Annotated in this window: 12 protein-coding genes and 1 pseudogene; 8 read left to right on the forward strand and 5 right to left on the reverse strand. The window is 68.3% G+C overall.

Annotated elements, in window-relative coordinates; all coding sequences use genetic code 11:
- Positions 1-373: 373 nt before the first annotated feature.
- From ACN469_RS43265 to ACN469_RS43295, 7 genes are all read left to right on the forward strand, one after another.
- On the forward strand, positions 374-4,462 hold the full coding sequence (locus ACN469_RS43265; RefSeq protein ID WP_498778228.1) for a M4 family metallopeptidase: 4,089 nt from the start codon (positions 374-376) through the stop codon (positions 4,460-4,462).
- A 17-nt stretch (positions 4,463-4,479) separates the two neighbouring features.
- A complete protein-coding gene (locus tag ACN469_RS43270; RefSeq protein ID WP_498778229.1) occupies positions 4,480-6,297 on the forward strand; it encodes a hypothetical protein in 1,818 nt (605 codons plus the stop codon).
- Positions 6,298-6,491: 194 nt separating this feature from the next.
- Positions 6,492-6,881 (forward strand): ArsR/SmtB family transcription factor, encoded by a 390-nt coding sequence (locus ACN469_RS43275; protein ID WP_498778231.1) that lies wholly within the window; start codon positions 6,492-6,494, stop codon positions 6,879-6,881.
- Positions 6,878-7,345 carry an SRPBCC family protein gene (locus ACN469_RS43280; RefSeq protein WP_498778233.1) on the forward strand — a complete coding sequence of 156 codons (468 nt, stop codon included), beginning with the start codon at positions 6,878-6,880 and terminating at the stop codon, positions 7,343-7,345. The genes ACN469_RS43275 and ACN469_RS43280 overlap by 4 nt, the downstream gene beginning before the upstream one ends.
- 391 nt (positions 7,346-7,736) lie before the next feature.
- Positions 7,737-9,101, forward strand: coding sequence for a hypothetical protein (locus ACN469_RS43285; protein WP_498778234.1), 1,365 nt, complete (start codon positions 7,737-7,739; stop codon positions 9,099-9,101).
- 26 nt (positions 9,102-9,127) lie between these two features.
- A complete protein-coding gene (locus tag ACN469_RS43290) occupies positions 9,128-9,601 on the forward strand; it encodes a hypothetical protein (RefSeq protein WP_498778236.1) in 474 nt (157 codons plus the stop codon).
- 2 nt (positions 9,602-9,603) lie between these two features.
- Positions 9,604-10,035, forward strand: coding sequence for a hypothetical protein (locus tag ACN469_RS43295; RefSeq protein ID WP_498778238.1), 432 nt, complete (start codon positions 9,604-9,606; stop codon positions 10,033-10,035).
- Between the two features lie 80 nt (positions 10,036-10,115).
- Here ACN469_RS43295 and ACN469_RS43300 read toward each other — a convergent pair.
- Together ACN469_RS43300 and ACN469_RS43305 are read right to left on the reverse strand one after the other, a co-directional pair.
- Positions 10,116-10,238: pseudogene (locus ACN469_RS43300) on the reverse strand (transposase); the annotation flags it as partial.
- A 78-nt stretch (positions 10,239-10,316) separates the two neighbouring features.
- Positions 10,317-11,960 carry a LamG-like jellyroll fold domain-containing protein gene (locus ACN469_RS43305; RefSeq protein WP_498778240.1) on the reverse strand — a complete coding sequence of 548 codons (1,644 nt, stop codon included), beginning with the start codon at positions 11,958-11,960 and terminating at the stop codon, positions 10,317-10,319.
- Positions 11,961-12,441: 481 nt separating this feature from the next.
- On the opposite strand from ACN469_RS43305, the gene ACN469_RS43310 reads away from it, so the two are divergent.
- Complete coding sequence (locus ACN469_RS43310; protein ID WP_498778241.1) at positions 12,442-12,810, forward strand: hypothetical protein; 369 nt, start codon at positions 12,442-12,444, stop codon at positions 12,808-12,810.
- Positions 12,811-13,043: 233 nt separating this feature from the next.
- On the opposite strand, the gene ACN469_RS43315 is transcribed toward ACN469_RS43310, so the two are convergent.
- The 3 genes from ACN469_RS43315 to ACN469_RS43325 all read right to left on the reverse strand — a co-directional run.
- Positions 13,044-14,795, reverse strand: coding sequence for a fatty acyl-AMP ligase (locus ACN469_RS43315; protein ID WP_498778243.1), 1,752 nt, complete (start codon positions 14,793-14,795; stop codon positions 13,044-13,046).
- Positions 14,792-16,165: an MFS transporter gene (locus tag ACN469_RS43320; RefSeq protein ID WP_498778245.1), complete on the reverse strand. Its 1,374-nt coding sequence runs from the start codon at positions 16,163-16,165 to the stop codon at positions 14,792-14,794. The genes ACN469_RS43315 and ACN469_RS43320 overlap by 4 nt, the downstream gene beginning before the upstream one ends.
- Positions 16,162-19,369, reverse strand: a 3,208-nt coding sequence (locus tag ACN469_RS43325; RefSeq protein ID WP_498778247.1) for a non-ribosomal peptide synthetase, incomplete at its 5' end; no start/stop codon positions are given. The genes ACN469_RS43325 and ACN469_RS43320, both read right to left, overlap by 4 nt.

Here is a 19,369-nt window from a genome sequence, read left to right on the forward strand (position 1 = left end):
TGAAACAGCCGCAACTCCGTGTGGTCTTTGTGTCCGTTTGTGTCCGTCCAGGCCCCCCTGTTTCATTGGGATTTTGATTCTGTATACTGGTGGATAATTACGCTGACCGTGGACCCTACGGGGCAGAGGTCCGAGGCTGTTCGGCCCCTCCGCCATGAGCGTGATCCTTCCGGCAGCGGTGCGCCACCACGGGTGCTGATGGCGGGAGTTCCCCTGAACGCTGTGTGGAGTCAATTCAATGCCCAAGCCGTGGCCCCGGTGGCCTCTGCTCCTCGCCAGTCTTTTCTCGGCGAGCTCATCTCTCGCGGCTGAGAAACTCACCCCCGTTTCCCTCCCCGCGCTGACGCAACTCCAGGTCCGGGAGCCCGCCCGTGTGGCGGAATCCCTGGCAAGCCTCAAAGCGCAAAGCCTTCAACTCGGGCTGGGTTCGCGGGACGGCTTCCAGCTGTCCAGCTCCAGCACGGACCGCTTTGGTCAGACGCACGCGCGCTTCGCGCAGACATACCAGGGCGTACCCGTGTGGGGCGCCGTGGCCATCACCCACCAGGGACTGTCAGCGAGGGACCTCCGCATCACCACCGACGGCCTGCGCAAGGGCATCCGCCTGGACGTGTCGCCCACGCTGGACGCGAAGTCCGCGGTGACGAAGGCCACCCAGCAACTGGCGCCCAAGGGCGAGTTCGGCGTCGCGCCGAAGAGCGAGCTCATCGTCTATCCCCAGACGCGGCTCGTGAACCGCTACCCCGGCAAGTCCGTCGCCAAGCAGAACGCCGCGGACTTCGACACGCAGGTCGTTGGCTACCGGCTCGCGTACCACGTGCACACCGAGCTGGAGAACGCGAAGGACGGCGTCAAGCACACCGACTTCATCATCGACGCGCACTCGGGCGACGTGCTGAAGAAGTGGAGCTCGCTCCAGACGGCCGCCGCCAAGGGCCTCGGCCGCTCGCAGTACAGCGGTGACGTCCCGTTGGATGTCTTCCAGAACGCCCAGGGCCTCTTCGAGCTGCGCGACGTCACGCGCGCCGGCGGCGAGGGCATCCGGACCTACGACGTCAACCACGCCGCCGTGCAGAACGGCGTCATTCCCACGTTGAACCTCTACACCGACGCCGACAACGTCTGGGGCGACGGGCAGAACTACATCGTCGGTGCCAACAACACCCTGAGCACCAACGGGCAGACCGCCGCCGTCGACGCGCACTACGGCCTGCTGGCGACGTGGGACTTCTTCAAGAAGATCTTCGGCCGCGACGGCGTGGACGGCTTCGGCTCGCCCACCTACAACCGGGTGCACGCCGGCAACCTCTACAACAACGCCTTCTGGAGTGATGGCTGCTTCTGCATGAGCTACGGCGACGGCTCGTTCCCGGCCGCCGACGGCTTCAGGTCCATGGGCGTGCTCGACGTGACGGGCCACGAGATGACCCACGGCGTCACCTCGCACACGGCAGGCCTCATCTACGACGGCGAGTCCGGCGGCCTCAACGAGGCCAACTCGGACATCTTCGGAACCCTGACGGAGTTCTGGGTGGCCAACGGCCGCGGCAGCGTCATTGGTGACGTCGGCGGCAACTGGCTCATGGCCGAGCAACTCAGCGACGTCCCGCTGCGCGTCATGTTCCGCCCGTCGCGGGACGGCTCGAGCGTGGACGCCTGGTACCCCGGCCTTGGCAACATCGACGTGCACTTCAGCAGCGGCCCGATGAACCGTGCCTTCTACTTCCTGTCCCAGGGCGCGCAGCCGCTGTCCGTCGGCACCGACTACTCCAGCACCTATCTGCCCTCGGGCATGAGGGGCATCGGCAACGACAAGGCGGCGGCCATCTGGTACCGCGCGCTCACCGTCTACCTGTTCCCGTCGTCCAACTACATGTCGGCCCGCACCAGCAGCCTCCTGGCCGCGGCGGACCTCTTCGGCTCCCAGTCCAACGAGTACCGCGCGGTGCAGAACGCCTTCGCGGCCATCAACGTGGGCTACACCGCCGGGACCTACGACGACCGCACGAACCCCACCGTCTTCGCGAGCGTCTCTGGCAGCGCGCCTGTGCTCCAACTGCATGCGCAGGCGGACGACAACGTCGGCGTGGCCCGCGTGGAGTTCTCCGTCGATGGCGCCCTGGCGGGGAACGTCTCCGCCCAGCCGTACCAGCTCGCGCTGGACACGACCTCGCTGTCCAACGGCACGCACCAGCTGGTGGCGGTGGCGTACGACGCGGCCGGCAACTCCACCGCGTCCGCTCCGGCGAGCTTCACCGTCTCCAACAGCTTCGAGCAGCTCCTGACCGACCCGGGCTTCGAGCTGGCCGGCCAGGGCTGGACGGCGGACCCGCCGGAGAACATCAACTTCCCGGTCTCCTCCGGCACGCACTCCGGCCAGGGCTACGTGTGGCTCAACGGCTGGGGCACGACGCACGTCGACCGGCTGTGGCAGGACGTCACCATTCCCGCCGGTATCACCCAGGCCTCGCTGACCTTCTTCCTCAACCTCCTCACCGCCGAGACGACGACCACCGCCGTCCGCGACACGCTGACCCTGCAAATACGCGACACCTCGGGCGCGGTGCTGGGGACGGTGGCGACGTGGTCCAACCTGGACGCGACGCTGGGCTGGGTGCAGCAGAGCGTGGACTTGACGGCCTACGCGGGCCAGACGGTGCGCATCTTCGTGGAGGGCAGCGAGAACTCCACGCTCGCCACCAGCTTCCAGTTGGATGACTTCTCGCTGCGCGTCAGCCACGCGGCGGATGCCGAGGCGCCCCGTGTGAGGGCCACCGTGGTCTTCTCCGGCGCGCGCGTGGGCTACCTCGCGGAGGTGTCCGACAACGGCTTCGTCAACGCGGTGGAGTTCCTCGTCGACGGCGTGTCCCTGGGCAACTCGGTCAAGTCGTTCACCCGGGTCGTCAACCTCTCCACGTTGACGGCCGGCGCGCACACGCTCGTCGCCCGGGCCACGGACGCGGGCGGCAACGCGGGGGACTCTCCCACGGTGATGTTCTACGTGGACACCACCGCCACCCAGCGCGTGCTCAATCCCAGCTTCGAGACCTTGACGAGCTGGACGGGGGCGACGACCTTGTCGGGCTCCGCGGGCATCTTCACCAACGCGGCCTTCGCGCGCACGGGCAGCCGCCTGTATGTCTTCTGGACCAATGCGGGTCTGGCGCGGCACTCCGTCCGTCAGTCCCTGGCCATTCCGGCGACCGCGACCTCGGCCATCTACAGCTTCTGGTTGCGCATCTACAACGGTGCGTTCACCGACGCAGTGGCCCACCACACTTTCAGCGCGAAGGTGCGGGACTCCGCCGGCGCCGAGCTGGCGACGCTGAGGACGCTCTCCGACGCGGATGACACCAACGGGGAGTACATCCAGCACCGCTTCGACCTGACCGCGTACCGGGGCCAGACGGTGCAGTTGTTCTTCGACGTGGACCAGACGGCGGCCACGCCGAACCCGGCCGCGGTCACCCAGTTCTTCCTGGACGACGTCAACCTGGTCACCTCCACTCAGGCGGATATCCAGAGCCCAACGCTGTCAGCCGCGGTCGAGGGCAGCTACGGGACGGTGCAGCTCCGGGCCTCCGTGAGCGACAACGTGTGGACGTCCACCCTCGCGTTCCTGGTGGACGGCGCTCCGGTGAGTTCGTTCACGGACGTCCAGGGCATCTACGCGACGGCGTTCGACACGAGGAGCCTGTCCAACGGCTCGCATGAGTTCAAGGCGACGGCCACGGACAAGGGGGGTAACACGACGGAGCGCACGGTGACCTTCGAGGTGCGCAACTCCACCATCCAGGACCAGGGCGCGCCGCACATCACCGCCAGCGTGGAGGGCCTGTTCGAGAACTACACGATGCGGGCCGAGGCCACCGACGACACGGGTGTTGCGTACGTGGAGTTCTACGTGGACGGCGCACTGAAGGGCAGGAGCACGTCCGCGCCGTACACGCTGCCGCTGTTCCCGATTCCGCTGGCGCCGGGGGAGCACGTCCTCGAGGCGGTGGCGTATGACGCCTACGGCAACTGGTCCAAGGCGACCACCCCCTTCACGCTCCATCCCGTCACGGTGGAGTTCGAGGTGGCGCAGCACGTGGTGCCGGTGGGGGCCTCCGTCGCCCTGCGGGCGAACGTGGCGAACGCGGTGGACACGGCGGTGAGCTGGTCCGTGGCGGAGGGCCGCATCTGCGGCACCGTCAGCGCGGACGGCGTCTACGCCGCGCCGATGGTCCGTGGCCTGTGCCACGTGTCCGCGGTGAGCGTCGTGGTACCGACGGCGAAGGCCGTGGCGACCTTCCGGGTCTACACGGGCGACATCAATGGCGACAACGTCGTGGACGGAGAGGACATGGGCCTGCTCGCGCAGGACTACGGCACCAACGGCTCCGAGGAGACCAACCTCGACGGCGTCGGCTCTGTGAACGACAGCGACATCACCCTCTTCGTCAGTCAGTTCGGACGGTAATCCCCATGAAAACGTGGATGAAGCTCATTGTTCCGCTCCTGATTGGGGCGCTGGCGGCCTGCTCCGACTCCGATTCGGGGCCGGTGACGGTGACTCCGAAGAACGTCACGGTGAAGGCCGGTGAGAAGGCGACCTTCAGCGCCTCGGTGAAGGATGCGAAGGACCCGCGCGTCCTCTGGTCGGTGGAGGGAGGCGACTCCCACGGCACCATCAGCAGCTCGGGCATCTACACCGCGCCGGCCGAGGCTGGCACGTACACCGTGGTGGCCACCAACGCGGTGGACACCTCGAAGAAGGACTCGGCCACCGTCAAGGTGGAGGCGGTCCAGACTCCGACGGTCATCGTGAAGGTGACGCCGGAGGTGGCGACCATCGGGCAGGGGACCGCCACGGACCTCACGGCGGAGGTCTCCGGTTCCTCCATCACCGCGGTGCAGTGGTCCGTGGAAGGTGGCGACGAGAACGGCACTGTCAGCAGCACGGGTCGGTACACGGCGCCGAACAGGCCGGGTACGTACACCGTGACGGCCACCAGCGTGGCGGACCCGACGAAGAAGGGCTCTGCCTCCGTCACGGTGGAGCCTGTCGTCGTCGGGGAGGTGACGGTGACGGTGAGCCCCTCGTCGGGCAGCACCACCTGGGATGGCACCGTCCAGCTGACGGCCGAGGTCACCGGCACCAACAACCTCGCGGTGCAGTGGTCCGTGGAGGGTGGCGACGCGAACGGCTTCGTCAGCAGCACGGGCGTGTACCGCGCGCCGAACAAGACGGGCACGTACACCGTGACGGCCACCAGCGTGGCGGACCCGACGAAGAAGGGCTCCGCCTCCGTCGCGGTGGAGCCTGTCGTCGTCGAGGCAGTGGCGGTGACTGTCTCTCCGAAGACGGGCACGGTGGAGCAGGATGGCTCCTTCTCCCTGTCCGCGCAGGTTACCGGGACGAACAACCTCGCGGTGCAGTGGTCCGTGGCGGGCGGTGACGACAATGGCACCGTGAGCAGCACGGGCGTGTACCGGGCGCCGCGCCGCGCGGGCACGTTCGTCGTGAGGGCCACCAGCGTGGCGGACCCGACGAAGTCCGACTCGGCCACCCTCACCGTGGGCGCCATCGTCGTTCCGACGGTGGAGGTGAGTGTCACTCCGAAGACGGCGACGGTGGGGCAGGGGGCCGTCGTCAATCTCACGGCCGAAGTCACGGGCACTTCCGTCGTCGCGGTGACCTGGGCCGTCGAGGGTGGTTCGTCCAACGGCACCGTGAGCAGCACGGGTGTGTACGCCGCGCCGAACAGGCCGGGCACGTACATCGTGACGGCCACCAGCGTGGCGGATGCGTCGAAGAAGGACTCCGCCGTCATCACCGTGCCCGTCGCCGGCACGGTGAACTACGTGGACCCCACGGGGACGGGCTGGCGCCTGGTTCGCAACGCCAGCCTGTCCACGGGCAACACGCTGGTGCTGGACCTGGTGGGTCCCACGGGCCAGTCCGGCCGCGGCGCGGACCTGACGCTGGGGCTGGATGCGGCCACCGCGTCCTGGTCCACCGTGGACGGCTCCGAGTACGTGGCCAACCGTGGCTACGAGCTCGGCGCCGCGCCCCAGTTGCTCAAGTCGGGCGTGAAGGGCAGCAGGCTGAGCGTGGGCGTGTACCAGAAGGGCGCTCCGGCGCACGCGTACGACGGTGCGCTGCTGTCCGTGGCGCTGACCGTGGAGGCCATCGCCGAGACGCCGGCCGGTATCGTGGTGCCGCTGACCGTCATCAAGGCGCACGCGCTGCCAGCTTCCGGCCCGCTGCAGGCCATCAGCGTGGCGGTGGGCACCATCACCACCGCTCAGTAGTCCGGGGCCAGAAGCAGTGAGAGCGGCGGCCTTCCCCAGGGGAGGCCGCCGTTTTCATTGGCCGCTGCACCTGCTGCCGCCTCGCGCGCCGTCTTGAGATTCCGACTCCGTAGCGCGCCGTTCAACGCGATTCGCGCGAACGCGCTTGCGTTCAATTAACCGAATGGTTAATTTCCCAATGGGTTAAATAAGCCATGCCGATCGATCCGCTCAGCGCCACCTTTGCCGCACTCGCCGACCCGACCCGGCGCGCGATCCTCGCGCGGCTCTCGAAGGGTGAAACCTCCGTCACGGAGCTCGCGCAGCCTTTCGAAATGAGCCTCCCTGCCGTGACGAAGCACCTCAAGGTGATGGAGCGCGCGGGGCTGATTACGCGGAGCCGCGAAGCGCAGTGGCGACCCTGCCGACTCGCGCCGAAGCCGTTGAAGGACGCGAACGCATGGCTCGAGCACTACCGCGAATTCTGGGAGGGCAGCTTCGACCGGCTCGAGGACTACCTCGCCGACCTCCAGGGGCAGAAGCGCCCGGAGCGTGCCCGCAAAGTTCCAGCGCCGAAGAGGCCCAAACGAGGAACACACACATGAATGCAGCGCTCGACCTGAACGAACTCGCGAAGCGGCAGCTGGAACTCTCGCGGCTGATCAGCGCCCCGCGCGCGCTGGTCTTTCAGGCGTTCACCGACGCGAAGATGATCTCCAACTGGTGGGGGCCGAACGGCTTCCGCACGACGACGGTGAGCAAGGATGTGCGTCCGGGTGGCGCGTGGAAGTTCACCATGCACGGACCCGATGGCACCGACTTCCCGAACCACATCGTCTACACGAAGGTCGTCCCCAACGAGCGGCTCGAGTGGGATCACGGCTCGAAGGAGGGCGAGGTGATGTTCAAGGCCGTCGTCACCTTCAAGGATGAGGCGGGAAAGACGCGCGTCACGTTGCAGCACACGTTGCCCACCGTCGAAGCGCGCGAGCAGGCGGCGAAGTACGCAGTTGAAGGTGGCAATCAAACGCTCGCGCGACTCGAGCAGCACCTTGCGACGCAGCAGTAGTCGCGCGTCGCTACGGCGCCTCGCGGCCTCGGGGCCACGGCGCTGTGGTTGCCGGGCCGCGCTTCTCCCTGCTCTCGTGCGTGAGGTGCCCGCTTCGGCGTGGCACACGCATCGCAAAGGTGCCGGTTCATGAGCATTCCGAAGACTCAGTGGCGAGGAAGGTGTCTCGCCCTGGGCATCACCCTTGCCGCTGGCACCCGCGCGGCGGCCGAGACGCCGTGCGAAGTCCCCGGCAATCCCTCGACGTTGTTCTGTCAGTCGAATCCCTCGCACCACAGCTCTGTGTGCCAGGAGGTCTGTACGCAGGGGTTCTGCATCCGCACGGATGAGCAGCACTTCCAGAGGGGGAAGAGCGGGCTGTGTGCTCGCGCTCGATTCCCGGACGCGAGCGGTGACTGGCTCCTGGTCGCTGGGCCCTGGAACCTTCGGTCGCACGGGCCTGGACGTGTCGGCGTCGGGCATGGTGGACCTGACCTTGCTCACCGGAGGTGCTGTCGGCCATGGCCGGCTCACCCGCACCCCGGAGGGGAAGCTCGAAGTCTCGGAGCCCTTCACGTTCCGTCCGCCGCTCGAGGGCCCACCACCCGAGGGCAGCTGCTCGGTTCCGGATCGATGGCAGGAGCGCGTTGCCTGTACGGGCAGGGCGCCGTCCCCCGAAGTCTTCGACAAGGCCCGCGCCGCCTGCACGAGTCTCGGGTATCCCGCATCGATGCAGACGCCGCCACAGGGCGCGTGCTCCGCACACGGGTGTCTCACGGCCGTGCCCGTGCAGAAAGGCGCGCTGGATGTGGGCGGGTGGTGCCTGGCCTGGGTGGATACGCAGGGGCCCGTCCATTGGCTCCCGAAGCCTGGCGAGTACAGGGCCGCCTTTCAATGGGACGTGCGGGGCGAGACGCTCTGCGCGCACGTGTACGGGGGCTGCACGAACCGAGAGGCATGCCTGAAGGAAACCTGCTTCGCGGCGGCCCCTCCGCACCGGCGGCTGCTGCCGCACCAGCGCTCGCCGCTGGAATCGGACGGGGAGTACTTCGTGGGTCCGGCGGCGTCTCTGGTGAGGATGGATGGGACGCTCGATGACGCCGCGTGGGGCCAGGCCCGCGAGGTGGTGGCCGAGACGCGGGCCCGCCTGAGGTACGGCGCGCGTGCGTGGAGCGGTCCCGCGGATTCTTCCGTCCGGCTCAGGCTGCTGCATGACGCGGACGGCATGCTCCTCGCCGCCCGTGTCCGGGACGACCGGGTGGTTCCGCTCGCGCGGGGCGTCCCAGGCGTCGGAACGGACCACCTGGAGCTCGACTTCAGCCACCAGGGAATCAGGCACGCCCGGTACGCGCTGTTGCTCGGTACGGACCGAAAGGTGTCCCTGCGGCAGTGGCGGGATCGGAGGGGGCGTGACGTCGACTGGCCCCTCGAGTCCCAGTGCGTCTGGGCCCCCGAGGACGGGGGGTATGCGGTCGAGTGCCGCATCCCGAATGGCGTCATCCTCTTCATCCCTGCGGTGCCCGGTACATCGTGGTTCTCCGTCTGGGGCTCGGACGCGGACCAGCCCGGGACGCAGAAGACGCTGATGGGAGCGCTGCTGAGTGAAAGCTTCGTAAGCGAGGTGCGGCCGACCCTGGAGGAGGCGCTCTCCATCGAGCAGCAGAAGGGTGCGAGGCTTCCATGCGTGGACGGCGAAGAAGGGCGTTCCGGCTCGCGCTGGTGGGGCTCTTCGTCCTGGCTTCGCGCGCCTCCGCGGGCGAGCCCTGCCGCGACGTAGGGGCGGCGTCCGACGTGGTGTCGTGCATGACGGACCCCGAGGACTGGGAACGCCTCTCGTGCGACACGCGCTGCCAGGAGGCCTACTGCGTGGCCCTGCGCAATGACTCCCTGCGGCCCGGCATGGCCGCGGAGTGGTGCCTGGTGGTGACAGACCGGCAGGGCACGGTGACAGGGAGCCTGACGCTCACTGAAACCGAGGACCCGAAGGTCACCCGGGCGAGCGAAGCGGGGGTCATCGACGTGCGGGGATGGGGCGAAGCGCGTCGCACGTTCATGCTGCGCTCGAAGCGCCAGAAGGACGGCTCGCTCGTGGAAATGGCCCGGACGCTCGGGCGCACGCCCCAGGCGACTCCCACTCCCATACCCAAGCCGAGACAGAAGGCGGAGGCTCGTTTCCTTCGGTGCGAAACCGAAGGCGGCAGCAAGGCGGTAGACTCTTGGGCAGCTGCCATCGAAAGAGCCGGAGCGGCTCCTGTAACTTCGCTGAAGGTCCCGTGATCATGGTTCGCTTGGACTCGATATTTCCTGACCTGGCCGAGCGATTCAGGCTCGCAACCCCTGAGCAGCAGCGGAAGGCCGCTCTGAATGCAATCGTGCTTGCTGCCATGAGGGTTGGCCTCGAAGGCGAAGGAGTTGTTCCCGCGCTTGAGCAGCTTCGTCGTGGAGGAGAGGTGGATCGCGAGCTGCTCGCGAAGGTCGAGCGCCTCGCTACCCGGCTCGATGATGAATATCTCCGCATGGATGAGGACAGCGAGGAAGCGAAGAGGCCGGAGGCGCTCAAGCTTTTCTCGAAGGCGCGGGCCGCCTCCGCTCTGCGGTTTGCCCTTTCCGAGGCCCCTGGGCAGCTACATGAGGCGATTTATGAGGCGATTACAGCGGTGGACGATCCCGCTGTAATCGTAGGGCCAGTGGCCAATGAACTCCGGCGATGACGACCAACTGGAGCTGCTTCCGTCACTGGGAGCAGCCCAGTTCCGTGGGCACCCGAGATGTGATGGACGGTGTCCGGCGGCCAGTCGCGGAAGCGCCGGTAGGCTGAAGAGGGGTGGCACGGGCCGGTGGCCCTCAGGGCGCCCCACTGCATGCCTGTGCGCAGCAGCAGCAGGATGGCGTCCATGGCCAGCCGGTCGGGCAGAGACTCCGGTGTAACGCGGCTGGCGGCAATCCACGACCGTGCCCCGGCTCGACCGACGCCGGGGCGCGGCCCTGGTTGCTAGGGCGTGTTCAGCACGGCGACGTCGCAGGCGGTGAGCTCGCGGCTGTAGGTCCGGACATCGTCGAACGAAGCCGGAATGCTGGCGAAGGTGCTCGGGCAGGTCGGCAGCCTGCGGCCGATGCGGAACGAATTGGCGCCCGTGAGGTTCGTCGTCGCAGCGCTGGTCGCGGAGCCGACCAGCACGCCGTCAATGTACACTTTGAGCGAGGTTCCGCCGCGGGTATAGACGACGTGGTGCCAGTCGCCGTTGTTGAGCGGCGATGGAGAGACGTTGACGCCGGCACCGTTGGTGCCTGCCGCGTTCTCGTACATCTCAAGCGACGCTACCGAGGTGCTGCCGTTGAGCCTTGCAGAGAGGTAGTTGCCTGCGCTACCGGCCACCCGGTTCCCGATGAGATCTCCGCCGCGGGCGGCGCTGAAGGTCGTCTTCAGCCAATAGCTCACGGTGAAGTCGTTCGTCCCGAATTGCCCGGGCGCGAGGCCGAAGTCGACGTGGGCGTTGAGATCGCACTGCTGGGTGGGCGTGAGGGTGATTGCGCCGGAGCCGTCGAAGCTGACCGTCCGCGACGCCGAGCTGCCCAGCGTTCCGTTCGACGTACCCGCCGAGTCCAGGGCGGTGCCGCCGCTGGCCTCGTCGAAGGTCCACCGGTGGGCCAGGTTGCTGGTCGTGTCGCCGGTGAGCGGGCCACCGGTGCAGCTCCCCTCCTGACAGGTGTCCGGCTGGGTGCAGGCGTTGCCGTCGCTGCACGCCGTGCCATTGGGGGCCGCCGGATTGGAGCACTGCCCGGTCGACGGATCACAGGTGCCCGCGACGTGGCACGCGTCGAGAGGCGCGCAGACCACCCCCGCGCAGAGGTCGGGCTCGCAGGTGTAGCTCCCGGGCGTGTTGACGCAGATTTCACCCGGCTGGCAGTTCGCCGTCCCGTTGGCGCACTCGTCAATGTCGGTGCAGACGCTCGGCTGTCCCGTGCAGGTGTAGCCCGGCTCCACTGCGCAGACGCTGTTGCAGCCGTCTCCAGAGAGTTGATTGCCGTCGTCACAGATTTCGAATCCGCCCAGCACCCCATCACCACAGACGGGCCGCAGCGACGTCTCCACCGCGTCCACCAGGTAGAGCGCGACCGCACCCTTCAGGCGCACGTAGCGATAGGGTACGTTCCCCGGGTACGTCGCCACGGCGATATGCGTCCCCAGGCCCAGCTCCACCAGGTGCAACGAGCTGGAGCCGATGAAGGTCCCATCCGCCTTCAGGAAGTCCACCTGCGCCACCAGCGCCAACGACAGGCCCTGGTAATAGACACGCAGATCGCCGGTGCCTTCCTCGCCCGCCCCCAGGTCCAGCACCAGCGCCGCGTTGAGCAGGCCCAGGAGCGTCGCCGCCTGTCCATCCGGCGCGCCCAGCGCCGCGCTCGCGTTGAGCACCGCCGCGTTGGTGCCCGGCGCGACCGCGTCCGCATACGGGTCCCACGTCAACGAGGCTTCCGGACGCTCACGCGTCAGCGCCCCGTTGTCCTCTTGCGACACCCCCTCTTCAGGAGGACGTACCTTCTCCCCCAGGGACTCCACACCACACGCCCCCAGCGACATGGTCAGCGTCACGGCCAGACCCCAAGACCACAGCACACCAGAATAGATTCGCATCGAGTGGCTCCCCGATGAGCAGGATGAGGCCCGGAATGGACAGTCCCCCCTCATGGAATTCAAGACACTACTCCAGGCTTCCGACAGCTCGGCGCGCAAGATTTGGATGGCCAGCGTCGGCCTGACACCAGCCGACAGGCACTTGAGTGCCATGGACACCTGATTCCCGACATGCATCCGCCCGCCTCCTCGAATCGACGTGGGCAGGAATTGGTCCGCTTGCGGCGTGAGGCGACGGTGCTGCGAGAGGCGCGTGGCCTTGACCCGCTCATGACGCAGCGACCGAAGCTTGGATAGCACAGGCACCCAATTCGGCTCGGCGCTGCTTCCGGTACGGCCCCGAATCCGCAGGCCTTGGAGTGGGAGGGCGGACGCCGGAACGGACACGCTATTGGTTGTTGAAGTGCACTGGAACACGCCTCGCGTTTCGCGCGTCGCATGCGCAATTCAGCCTCCCCAAGAAGGTAGCCGGGGAGGGGAAATGAATCGATTTGTTGTGCTGGGGTTGATGGTGTCGAGCAGGGGCGGGGAATGCCTTTCGATACGGGAGACGGGGAAAGTCCCATTGTATCGTCTGTATAAGGGTGCCGTGGGCGACCATTTCGATACGACCTCCTGGCAGGAACGGGACATTGCAATCGTGACGCATGGATACGGCTACGAGGGAATCGCCTGCTATGTCTTCGCCAGCCAGGCTGAGGGTACGTGTCCCTTGTACCGACTCTGGAGCGGCAGCGATCACTTCTACACGCTGTCGTGGGGGGAGGCGCCCTCTGCCCTCGTGGCGCACCTGCCAGCGCCCGTCGCTATCCCGTCAGACACATACCTCCTGACAGTGACAGCCCAGTAATTTCGAAGACGCCCACGTCACCCATGAACGAACCGACCACGGGCGGCTCGAGCACGCCCCGGCGATTGTCCGCCCAATTGAGGCGACACGAGCCCTCGTTTGGGATCGACGACTTCCACGCCACGAAGTGCTCCAGCGTGGAGGCGCGGACATTTTCGTGCCGAGTCACGCTGGAGGGATCGCGGCCCGCCATCGAGAAATTGATGCTCCGGAATCCGGAGCAGGCGTGTGCTTCAGCCCGGCCAGCGCTGGAGCGAACCCTCGAGGTACTTCGCCCGACAGGCCCGGCGCTGGACCTTGCCGCTGGACGTCTTGAGCACCTCGCCGTGCTGGAGCAGGACGAGCTCGTGGACGTCGAGCGAATGCGCCGCGGCGACGGCCTGGCGCACCTTCTTGAGCACCTCTGCCTGCTCCAGGACGTGCGCTCCCGCTCCGTCTCCGGGGGGCGTGTACTGACGGTCCACCTCGATGAGCACCACCAGCTTCTCCTCGTTTGACTGCTCCACCGAGAAGGCCACGCAACAACCCAGCCGGAAGCCCTCGTGCTGCGTCTCCACCGTCTGCTCGATGTCCTGTGGATAGTGATTGCGTCCATCCACGATGATGAGGTCCTTCAGGCGCCCGGTGACGAACAGCTCTCCCTCTCGCTGGAACCCCAGGTCCCCCGTGCGCAGGAAGCCGCCCTCGGCCTCGTGGCCTCGGACTCGCGCCTGGAAGGTCTCCGCGTTCTGCTCGTCACGGCCCCAATAGCCCTGGGTGACGTGCGGCCCGGCGACCCAGATCTCTCCCACCTCACCGTCGGCGCACGCCTCGGACGTCTCTGGATTGACGATGCGCAGCTGGCCTCCCGCCCAACCCCTCCCGCAGCCCACCAGCGTCCGCGTGCCCTCCGCGCCGGGGACGGCCTCGACGACGCGATTGCGCTCCAGGGCTCCCGCATCGACGCCCAGGGTGCGGTGAGAGGCCATGCGGGCCCCTCCCGTCGCATAGAGCGTCGCCTCGGCGAGTCCATAACAAGGGTAGAGCGCCGCCTTCTGGAAGCCCTGTGGCGCGAAGGACTCGGCGAAGCGCTCCAGGGTGTCTGCTCTCACGGGCTCCGCGCCGTTGAAGGCAATCTTCCACGAACTCAGGTCCAATCCCTCGCGCTGCTCGGGCTTCACCTTCCGAACGCACAGCGCATAGCCAAAGTTGGGACCTCCGCTCACCACTCCCCGGTATTTGCTGATGGCTCGCAGCCACCGCACCGGGCGCTGCAAGAAGGAATAGGGCGACATCAACACGCCGTGCGAGCCCAGGAACATGGGCTGCAACACCGTGCCGATGAGCCCCATGTCGTGGTACAGCGGCAGCCAGCCCACGGTCGTCGAGGTCGAGTCGTTGCCGAAGCCCTGGCGAATCATCTCCTCGTTCGCGAGCAGGTTCCGGTGCAACACCATCACGCCCTTGGGCGTCGACGTGGAGCCGGACGTGTACTGGAGAAAGGCCATGCTGTCGCCCGTGATTCGCGGCGGCCTCCAGCTCGCCTCCTGGCCCTCGGGCAGCGCGTCCACCGCCAGCCACCGCAGCTCCTTCAGCACCGGGTACATCTCCGAGAACGCCTTCACGCTCTCCAGGATGTCGCTCGTGGTGAGCGCGAAGCGCGGCTTTGCGTCCGCGATGATGGAGAGCAGTCGCGCCAGGGTCTGCTCGTTCTGGGGCGGGTAGACGGGCACCGCCGTCACGCCCGCGTCGAGGCAGCCGAAGAAGGACCCGATGTACTCCAGCCCCGGCGCGAACAGTAGCAGGGCCCGGTCCTCGCGAGCGCCCTGCTCCTGGAGCGCCGCGGCGACGGCCCGAGAGCGCTGGTCCAGCTCCGCGTAGCTCCAGCGCTGCTCTTCGTCCTCTCCATTGACGAGGAAGGTATAGGCGGGCGCCTCGGGCTGGACGCTGGCGCGCCACCGCAGCAACTCGCTCAGCGTGGTGATGGACGGAGGAATGGCGGTCACGGTGTGGCTCCTTCAGAGGATGGGGAGATGGGCGGCGCCTCGGCGTGCGGGCCAGGGGCCACCTCGCGCTCGGCTTCGAGCGCGTGCAGGGGACGGTGGAGGGCGACCAGGCCCGTCAACAGGACGGTCAGCGTGCCCGCGAGAATGAACATCACCGCGATGCCTCGCCCCGCTCCCGTGCCGACGAATGTCCCCAGCAGGGGGACCAGCGCTCCTCCTGGACGGAGCGCTGGCTCGAACACGAGGTCCGCCAGGGGACCGGAGATGGCGTAGGCGAGCGGCAGCATCATCCCGGTGAGGGCCCCGCTCATGGCGAAGACCCGGCCCCGGAGCGGCAACGGGACGATGCTTTGGAGGATGGACTGGCTGGAGCCGTTGATGATGGGAATGCCGAAGAAGAATGCGAAGGCGACGCCCGCCAGCAATGGGAGCGAGGTCCCCAGTCCGACCATGACGAGGCACAGGCCGCACGCGAGCTGGAAGAGCAGGACGCCGTGAATCTTGCGCCGGGGGCCGCCCCAGGCGCTCATCACCACGCTGCCCGCCATCAGCCCCACGCCTCCCGCGGTGGTGAGCATGCCCAGCGCCTTCACGTCCGCGAGCGCCAGCACCAGCGGCGTCACCAGCACCTCGACGACGCCGGTGATGAAGTTGCTGCCCGCGAGGAAGCCGAGCAGCGCGAACAGGCCGGGCGTGGCTCGCATATAGGCGCCGCCCTCCCGCACCGAAGTGAGAAGGGAGGGCTGTCCCGCCTCGGACATGGCGGCGGCGGGGCGCTCCGGGAGGCGCAACACGAAGAGCGGCAGGACGCCGAGGGCGAAGCTCACCGCGTCGATGAGCAGGATGCCCTCCAGGTCGACCACCGCGAGCAGGAAGGCGCTCATCAGCGGCGCCCCCAACTGCGCGCAGGCGAGCCCCAACTGGAGCATGCCGTTGGCGCGGCCCAGGTGTTTGGGCGGCACCATCGTGGAGACCAGCACGGCGAAAGCGGGCTGCTGGAACGCGCCAGCCACGGAGACGATGGCCGTCGTGATGTACGCGTGCCATGGGCGGAGCTGTCCCGTGAAGAGCAGCACGGCCAGCACCAGCGTCATGAGTCCGGCCGTCAGGTCGCTCAGCAGCAACACCCGCTTTAGCTTCCACCGGTCCACCAGCGCGCCCGTCACCGGTCCCAGCAGGACGCCCGGGAGCGCGGCGCACAGCATGATGAGCGCGAAGCGCGTCACGCCTCCCGTCGTCTGGTACATCCAGACGCCCAGGGCGAAGCTGGTCAGCGAGGAGCCCAGCAGGGACACCACCTGCCCCAGCCAGAGCGCCAGGGCGCGTCCGAGCGAGAACTCAGGCGCGGGCACCACCGTGGCCGCCGTCATGAGCCACGCTCCGTGGACGCGTGCTCCAGATGCCAGCGCACGCGCTCCGCGAGCACCTCGACGTGTGGCGCGGCCAGCATCGTCATGTGGTCGCCCGGGACGTCTTCGACGACGACGGGGCGTGGTGCGTGGTGCCGCCAGCCCCAGGTGGCGTCGTCCTCGAAGTCGCCTGGCAGGACGCCGTCCTCCTCGTGCCGCTCCCTGGCCCGGAAGAGGGTGAGGGGGGCGGGGCGCGCGTCCGCCGGGAGGATGTAGGTGATTTCGTAGGCGCGCTTGTAGACCTGGATGAGGCCACGCACCTGCTGGCTGTCTGCGTCGGGGGGCAGCAGGCCCCCTTCTACGAGCCGCCCGGTGACGTGGGCGAGCCGTTCCTCCGGGGTGAGGGGCCTGAGCGCCTCGGCGGAGACTCCAAGGTCCACGCCATACAGCCGGCCCGCGACGCTGGCGACGGAGGCCATCCAGTCCGCGTCGTCGAGCGCGGGCGATTCGGAGGCGGGCTCCTGGTGCCTGGGCACCGGAGTGTTGAGGAGGCCCAGGAAGGCGACCTCCTCGCCTCGCGCGCGAAGCCGCTGCGCCATCTCGAAGGCCACCCAGCTCCCGAAGGAGTGGCCCAGCAGGTGGTAGGGGCCGTGCGGCCGCACCCGCTGGAGCGCCTGGACGTAGCACTCCGCCATCTCCTCCACGGAGGCGTGCGGCGGCTCCGCTCCATCCAGTCCCCGTGCCTGGAGTCCGTAGAGGGGCCGAGACGTCCCCAGCCGCCGCGTCAGCTCACGGAAGTAGAGGACGTTGCCGCCCGCGCCCGGTACGCAGAACAGCGGCGGCCCTTCGCCCCCGGCGTGGAGTGTCACCAGCGGAGACCACGGGCTCGCGCCGTCATGCTCAATCGCTCGCGCGAGCTGCTCGAGCGTGGGGCCCTGGAAGAGGACCGCCAGGGACGGCGCCTTGCCGAAGCGCTCGCGAATCCGAGCCACCAGCCGGACGGCGAGCAGGGAGTGTCCGCCCAGGTCGAAGAAGCTGTCGCTCGCGCCGATGGGGCCCGTTCCCAGCAACTCCTCGAAGAGCGCAGCGAGCTTCTGCTCGGTGTCTCCGCGCGGCGCGATGAAGCCCTCCGCCGCCTCTCGCCGGGAGTCCCCAGGCACAGGCAGCGCCTGCCGGTCCACCTTGCCGTTGGGCGTGAGGGGGAAGGCGTCCAGGAGCACGAAGGCCGAGGGCACCATGTACACGGGCAGGTGCTGGCGCAGGTGCTGACGGAGCGCCTCCTCGCCCACCGCGTCGGGCGCTGTCAGCGTGAGGTACGCGACGAGCTGCCGCGCCGCCCCGTCGCCTCGGACGAGCAGCTCCACGGCGCGCACGCTCGCGTGCTCCAACAGCTTCGCCCTGATTTCATCCAGCTCGATGCGATGGCCGCGCAGCTTCACCTGCGTGTCATTGCGCCCGATGAACTCCAGCGTGCCGTCCGCCGCGTGGCGCGCCAGGTCCCCCGTCCGGTACAGGCGCGCGCCGGGCTCATCGCTGAAGGGATGCGGGATGAAGCGCTCGGCCGTGAGGCCCGGCTGCGCCCAATAGCCTCGTGCCAGCCCCACGCCGCCGACGAACAGCTCCCCCGCGACTCCGATGGGCACGGGCTGCAGCGCCGCGTCCAGCAGGTACATCTCCGCGTTGGGGAAGGGGCGGCCAATCGGGACCGTCTGCTCGCTGGGGCTGGGCGTGACGGACTCGAAGAAGGTGCTGTCGATGGTCGCTTCGCTGAGCCCGTATGAACTCACCAGCCGCGTGTCCGCGCCGCACAGGCCCCGGAGCTGGGTGTACTCGCGCATGTCCCACGTATCCGAGCCGACGATGAGCAGCCGCATGAAGTCCAGCCGCTGTCCTCGCTCCTGGAGGTGGGCCATCAGCAAACGGACCACCGCGGGCACGAACTCTCCACAATCCACCTGCTCACGCACCATCAGCGCGTGCAGCCGCTCGGGCTCCAGCAGCCACTCACGTGGGCAGAGCACGAGGGCGGCGCCCGAGCCGAGGGCTCGCGCGAGATCCCCGCTGAAGACGTCGAAGGAGAAGCTCGCCATCTGCAGGTGAGCACGCAGCGTGGGCAGCCGGTAGTCGTGCTCCCAGGCGAAGTAGGCGTTCGCGAGCCCGCGATGGTCGACCATCACTCCTTTGGGTCGCCCTGTGGAGCCCGACGTGTAGACGACGTACGCGAGGTGCTCCGGTCCGGAGCCTCCAGTGGGGGCCGTGTCCGGGCGGCCTTCGATGGCGAGGGCGTCCTCGTCCAGGCTCACCACGGCGGGCCGGGACGCAGGCAGCGTGGCGCGCAGGGTGCTCCGGGTGATGAGCAGCGCGGGCTGGCTGTCGGAGAGCATCAGCGCGGTGCGGTCCGGCGGATAGGAGGGGTCCAGCGGGACGTAGGCGCCCCCGGCCTTGAGCACGGCGAGGACGGCCACCACCAGGTCGACGGAGCGCTCCAGGAAGATGCCCACGCGCTGCTCGGGGCCCACGCCCAGGGCGCGCAGGTGGTGCGCGAGCTGGTTGGCGCGCTGGTCGAGCCGGGCATACGTGAGACGGCGCTCCGGGTCGACGACCGCGATGGCGTCCGGTGTCCTGGCGGCGTGGGCCGCGATGAGGTGGTGCAGACAGGCCCCGTCCGGGACCTCCAGGCGGGCCTCGTTCCAGCCGTGCAGCACCTGCTGTCGCTCTTCCGGCGGGAGCAGTGGCAGCGTGGCCAGGGGCTCGTCGGGCAGCGCGGCGATGCCGGCCAGCAGCGTCTGGAAGTGCGCCACCATGCGGTCGGCGGTGGTGGCGTCGAAGAGGTCCCGGTTGTACTCCCACGTGCCTTGCAGTCCGTCCGCCTCCTCGGCGAGCCAGAGCGTGAGGTCGAACTGGGCGAAGGACTCTCCCGGGACGGAGTAGGACTCCAGCCGCAGTGCCCCGACCGCGGCCTCGGCCTCGGGGGTGTTCTGCAGCACCAGCATGGCCTGGAAGAAGGGCGGGAAGCTGGTGTCGCGCGTGGGGGCCAGCTCCTCCAGCAGCTTCTCGAACGGGACGTCCTGGTGCGCGTAGGCCCCCAGCGTCACGTCCACCACGCGCCGCAGCAGCTCACGGAAGCGCGGGTTGCCGGACAGGTCCGTGCGCAGGACGAGGGTGTTGAGGAAGAAGCCGATGAGCGGCTCGATGGCGGCGCGGTTGCGATTGGCGATGTACGTG

Source organism: Corallococcus terminator (assembly GCF_049194865.1).
GTDB lineage: Bacteria > Myxococcota > Myxococcia > Myxococcales > Myxococcaceae > Myxococcus > Myxococcus terminator_A.

Bases quoted from the DNA above. Each gene is read 5' to 3' on its own strand.
- ACN469_RS43270 (WP_498778229.1), top strand. From the start codon at position 4,480: ATGAAGCTCATTGTTCCGCTCCTGATTGGGGCGCTGGCGGCCTGCTCC.
- ACN469_RS43290 (WP_498778236.1), top strand. From the start codon at position 9,128: ATGACGGACCCCGAGGACTGGGAACGCCTCTCGTGCGACACGCGCTGC.
- ACN469_RS43280 (WP_498778233.1), top strand. From the start codon at position 6,878: ATGAATGCAGCGCTCGACCTGAACGAACTCGCGAAGCGGCAGCTGGAA.
- ACN469_RS43275 (WP_498778231.1), top strand. From the start codon at position 6,492: ATGCCGATCGATCCGCTCAGCGCCACCTTTGCCGCACTCGCCGACCCG.
- ACN469_RS43320 (WP_498778245.1), bottom strand. From the start codon at position 16,165: ATGACGGCGGCCACGGTGGTGCCCGCGCCTGAGTTCTCGCTCGGACGC.
- ACN469_RS43295 (WP_498778238.1), top strand. From the start codon at position 9,604: ATGGTTCGCTTGGACTCGATATTTCCTGACCTGGCCGAGCGATTCAGG.
- ACN469_RS43310 (WP_498778241.1), top strand. From the start codon at position 12,442: ATGAATCGATTTGTTGTGCTGGGGTTGATGGTGTCGAGCAGGGGCGGG.
- ACN469_RS43305 (WP_498778240.1), bottom strand. From the start codon at position 11,960: ATGCGAATCTATTCTGGTGTGCTGTGGTCTTGGGGTCTGGCCGTGACG.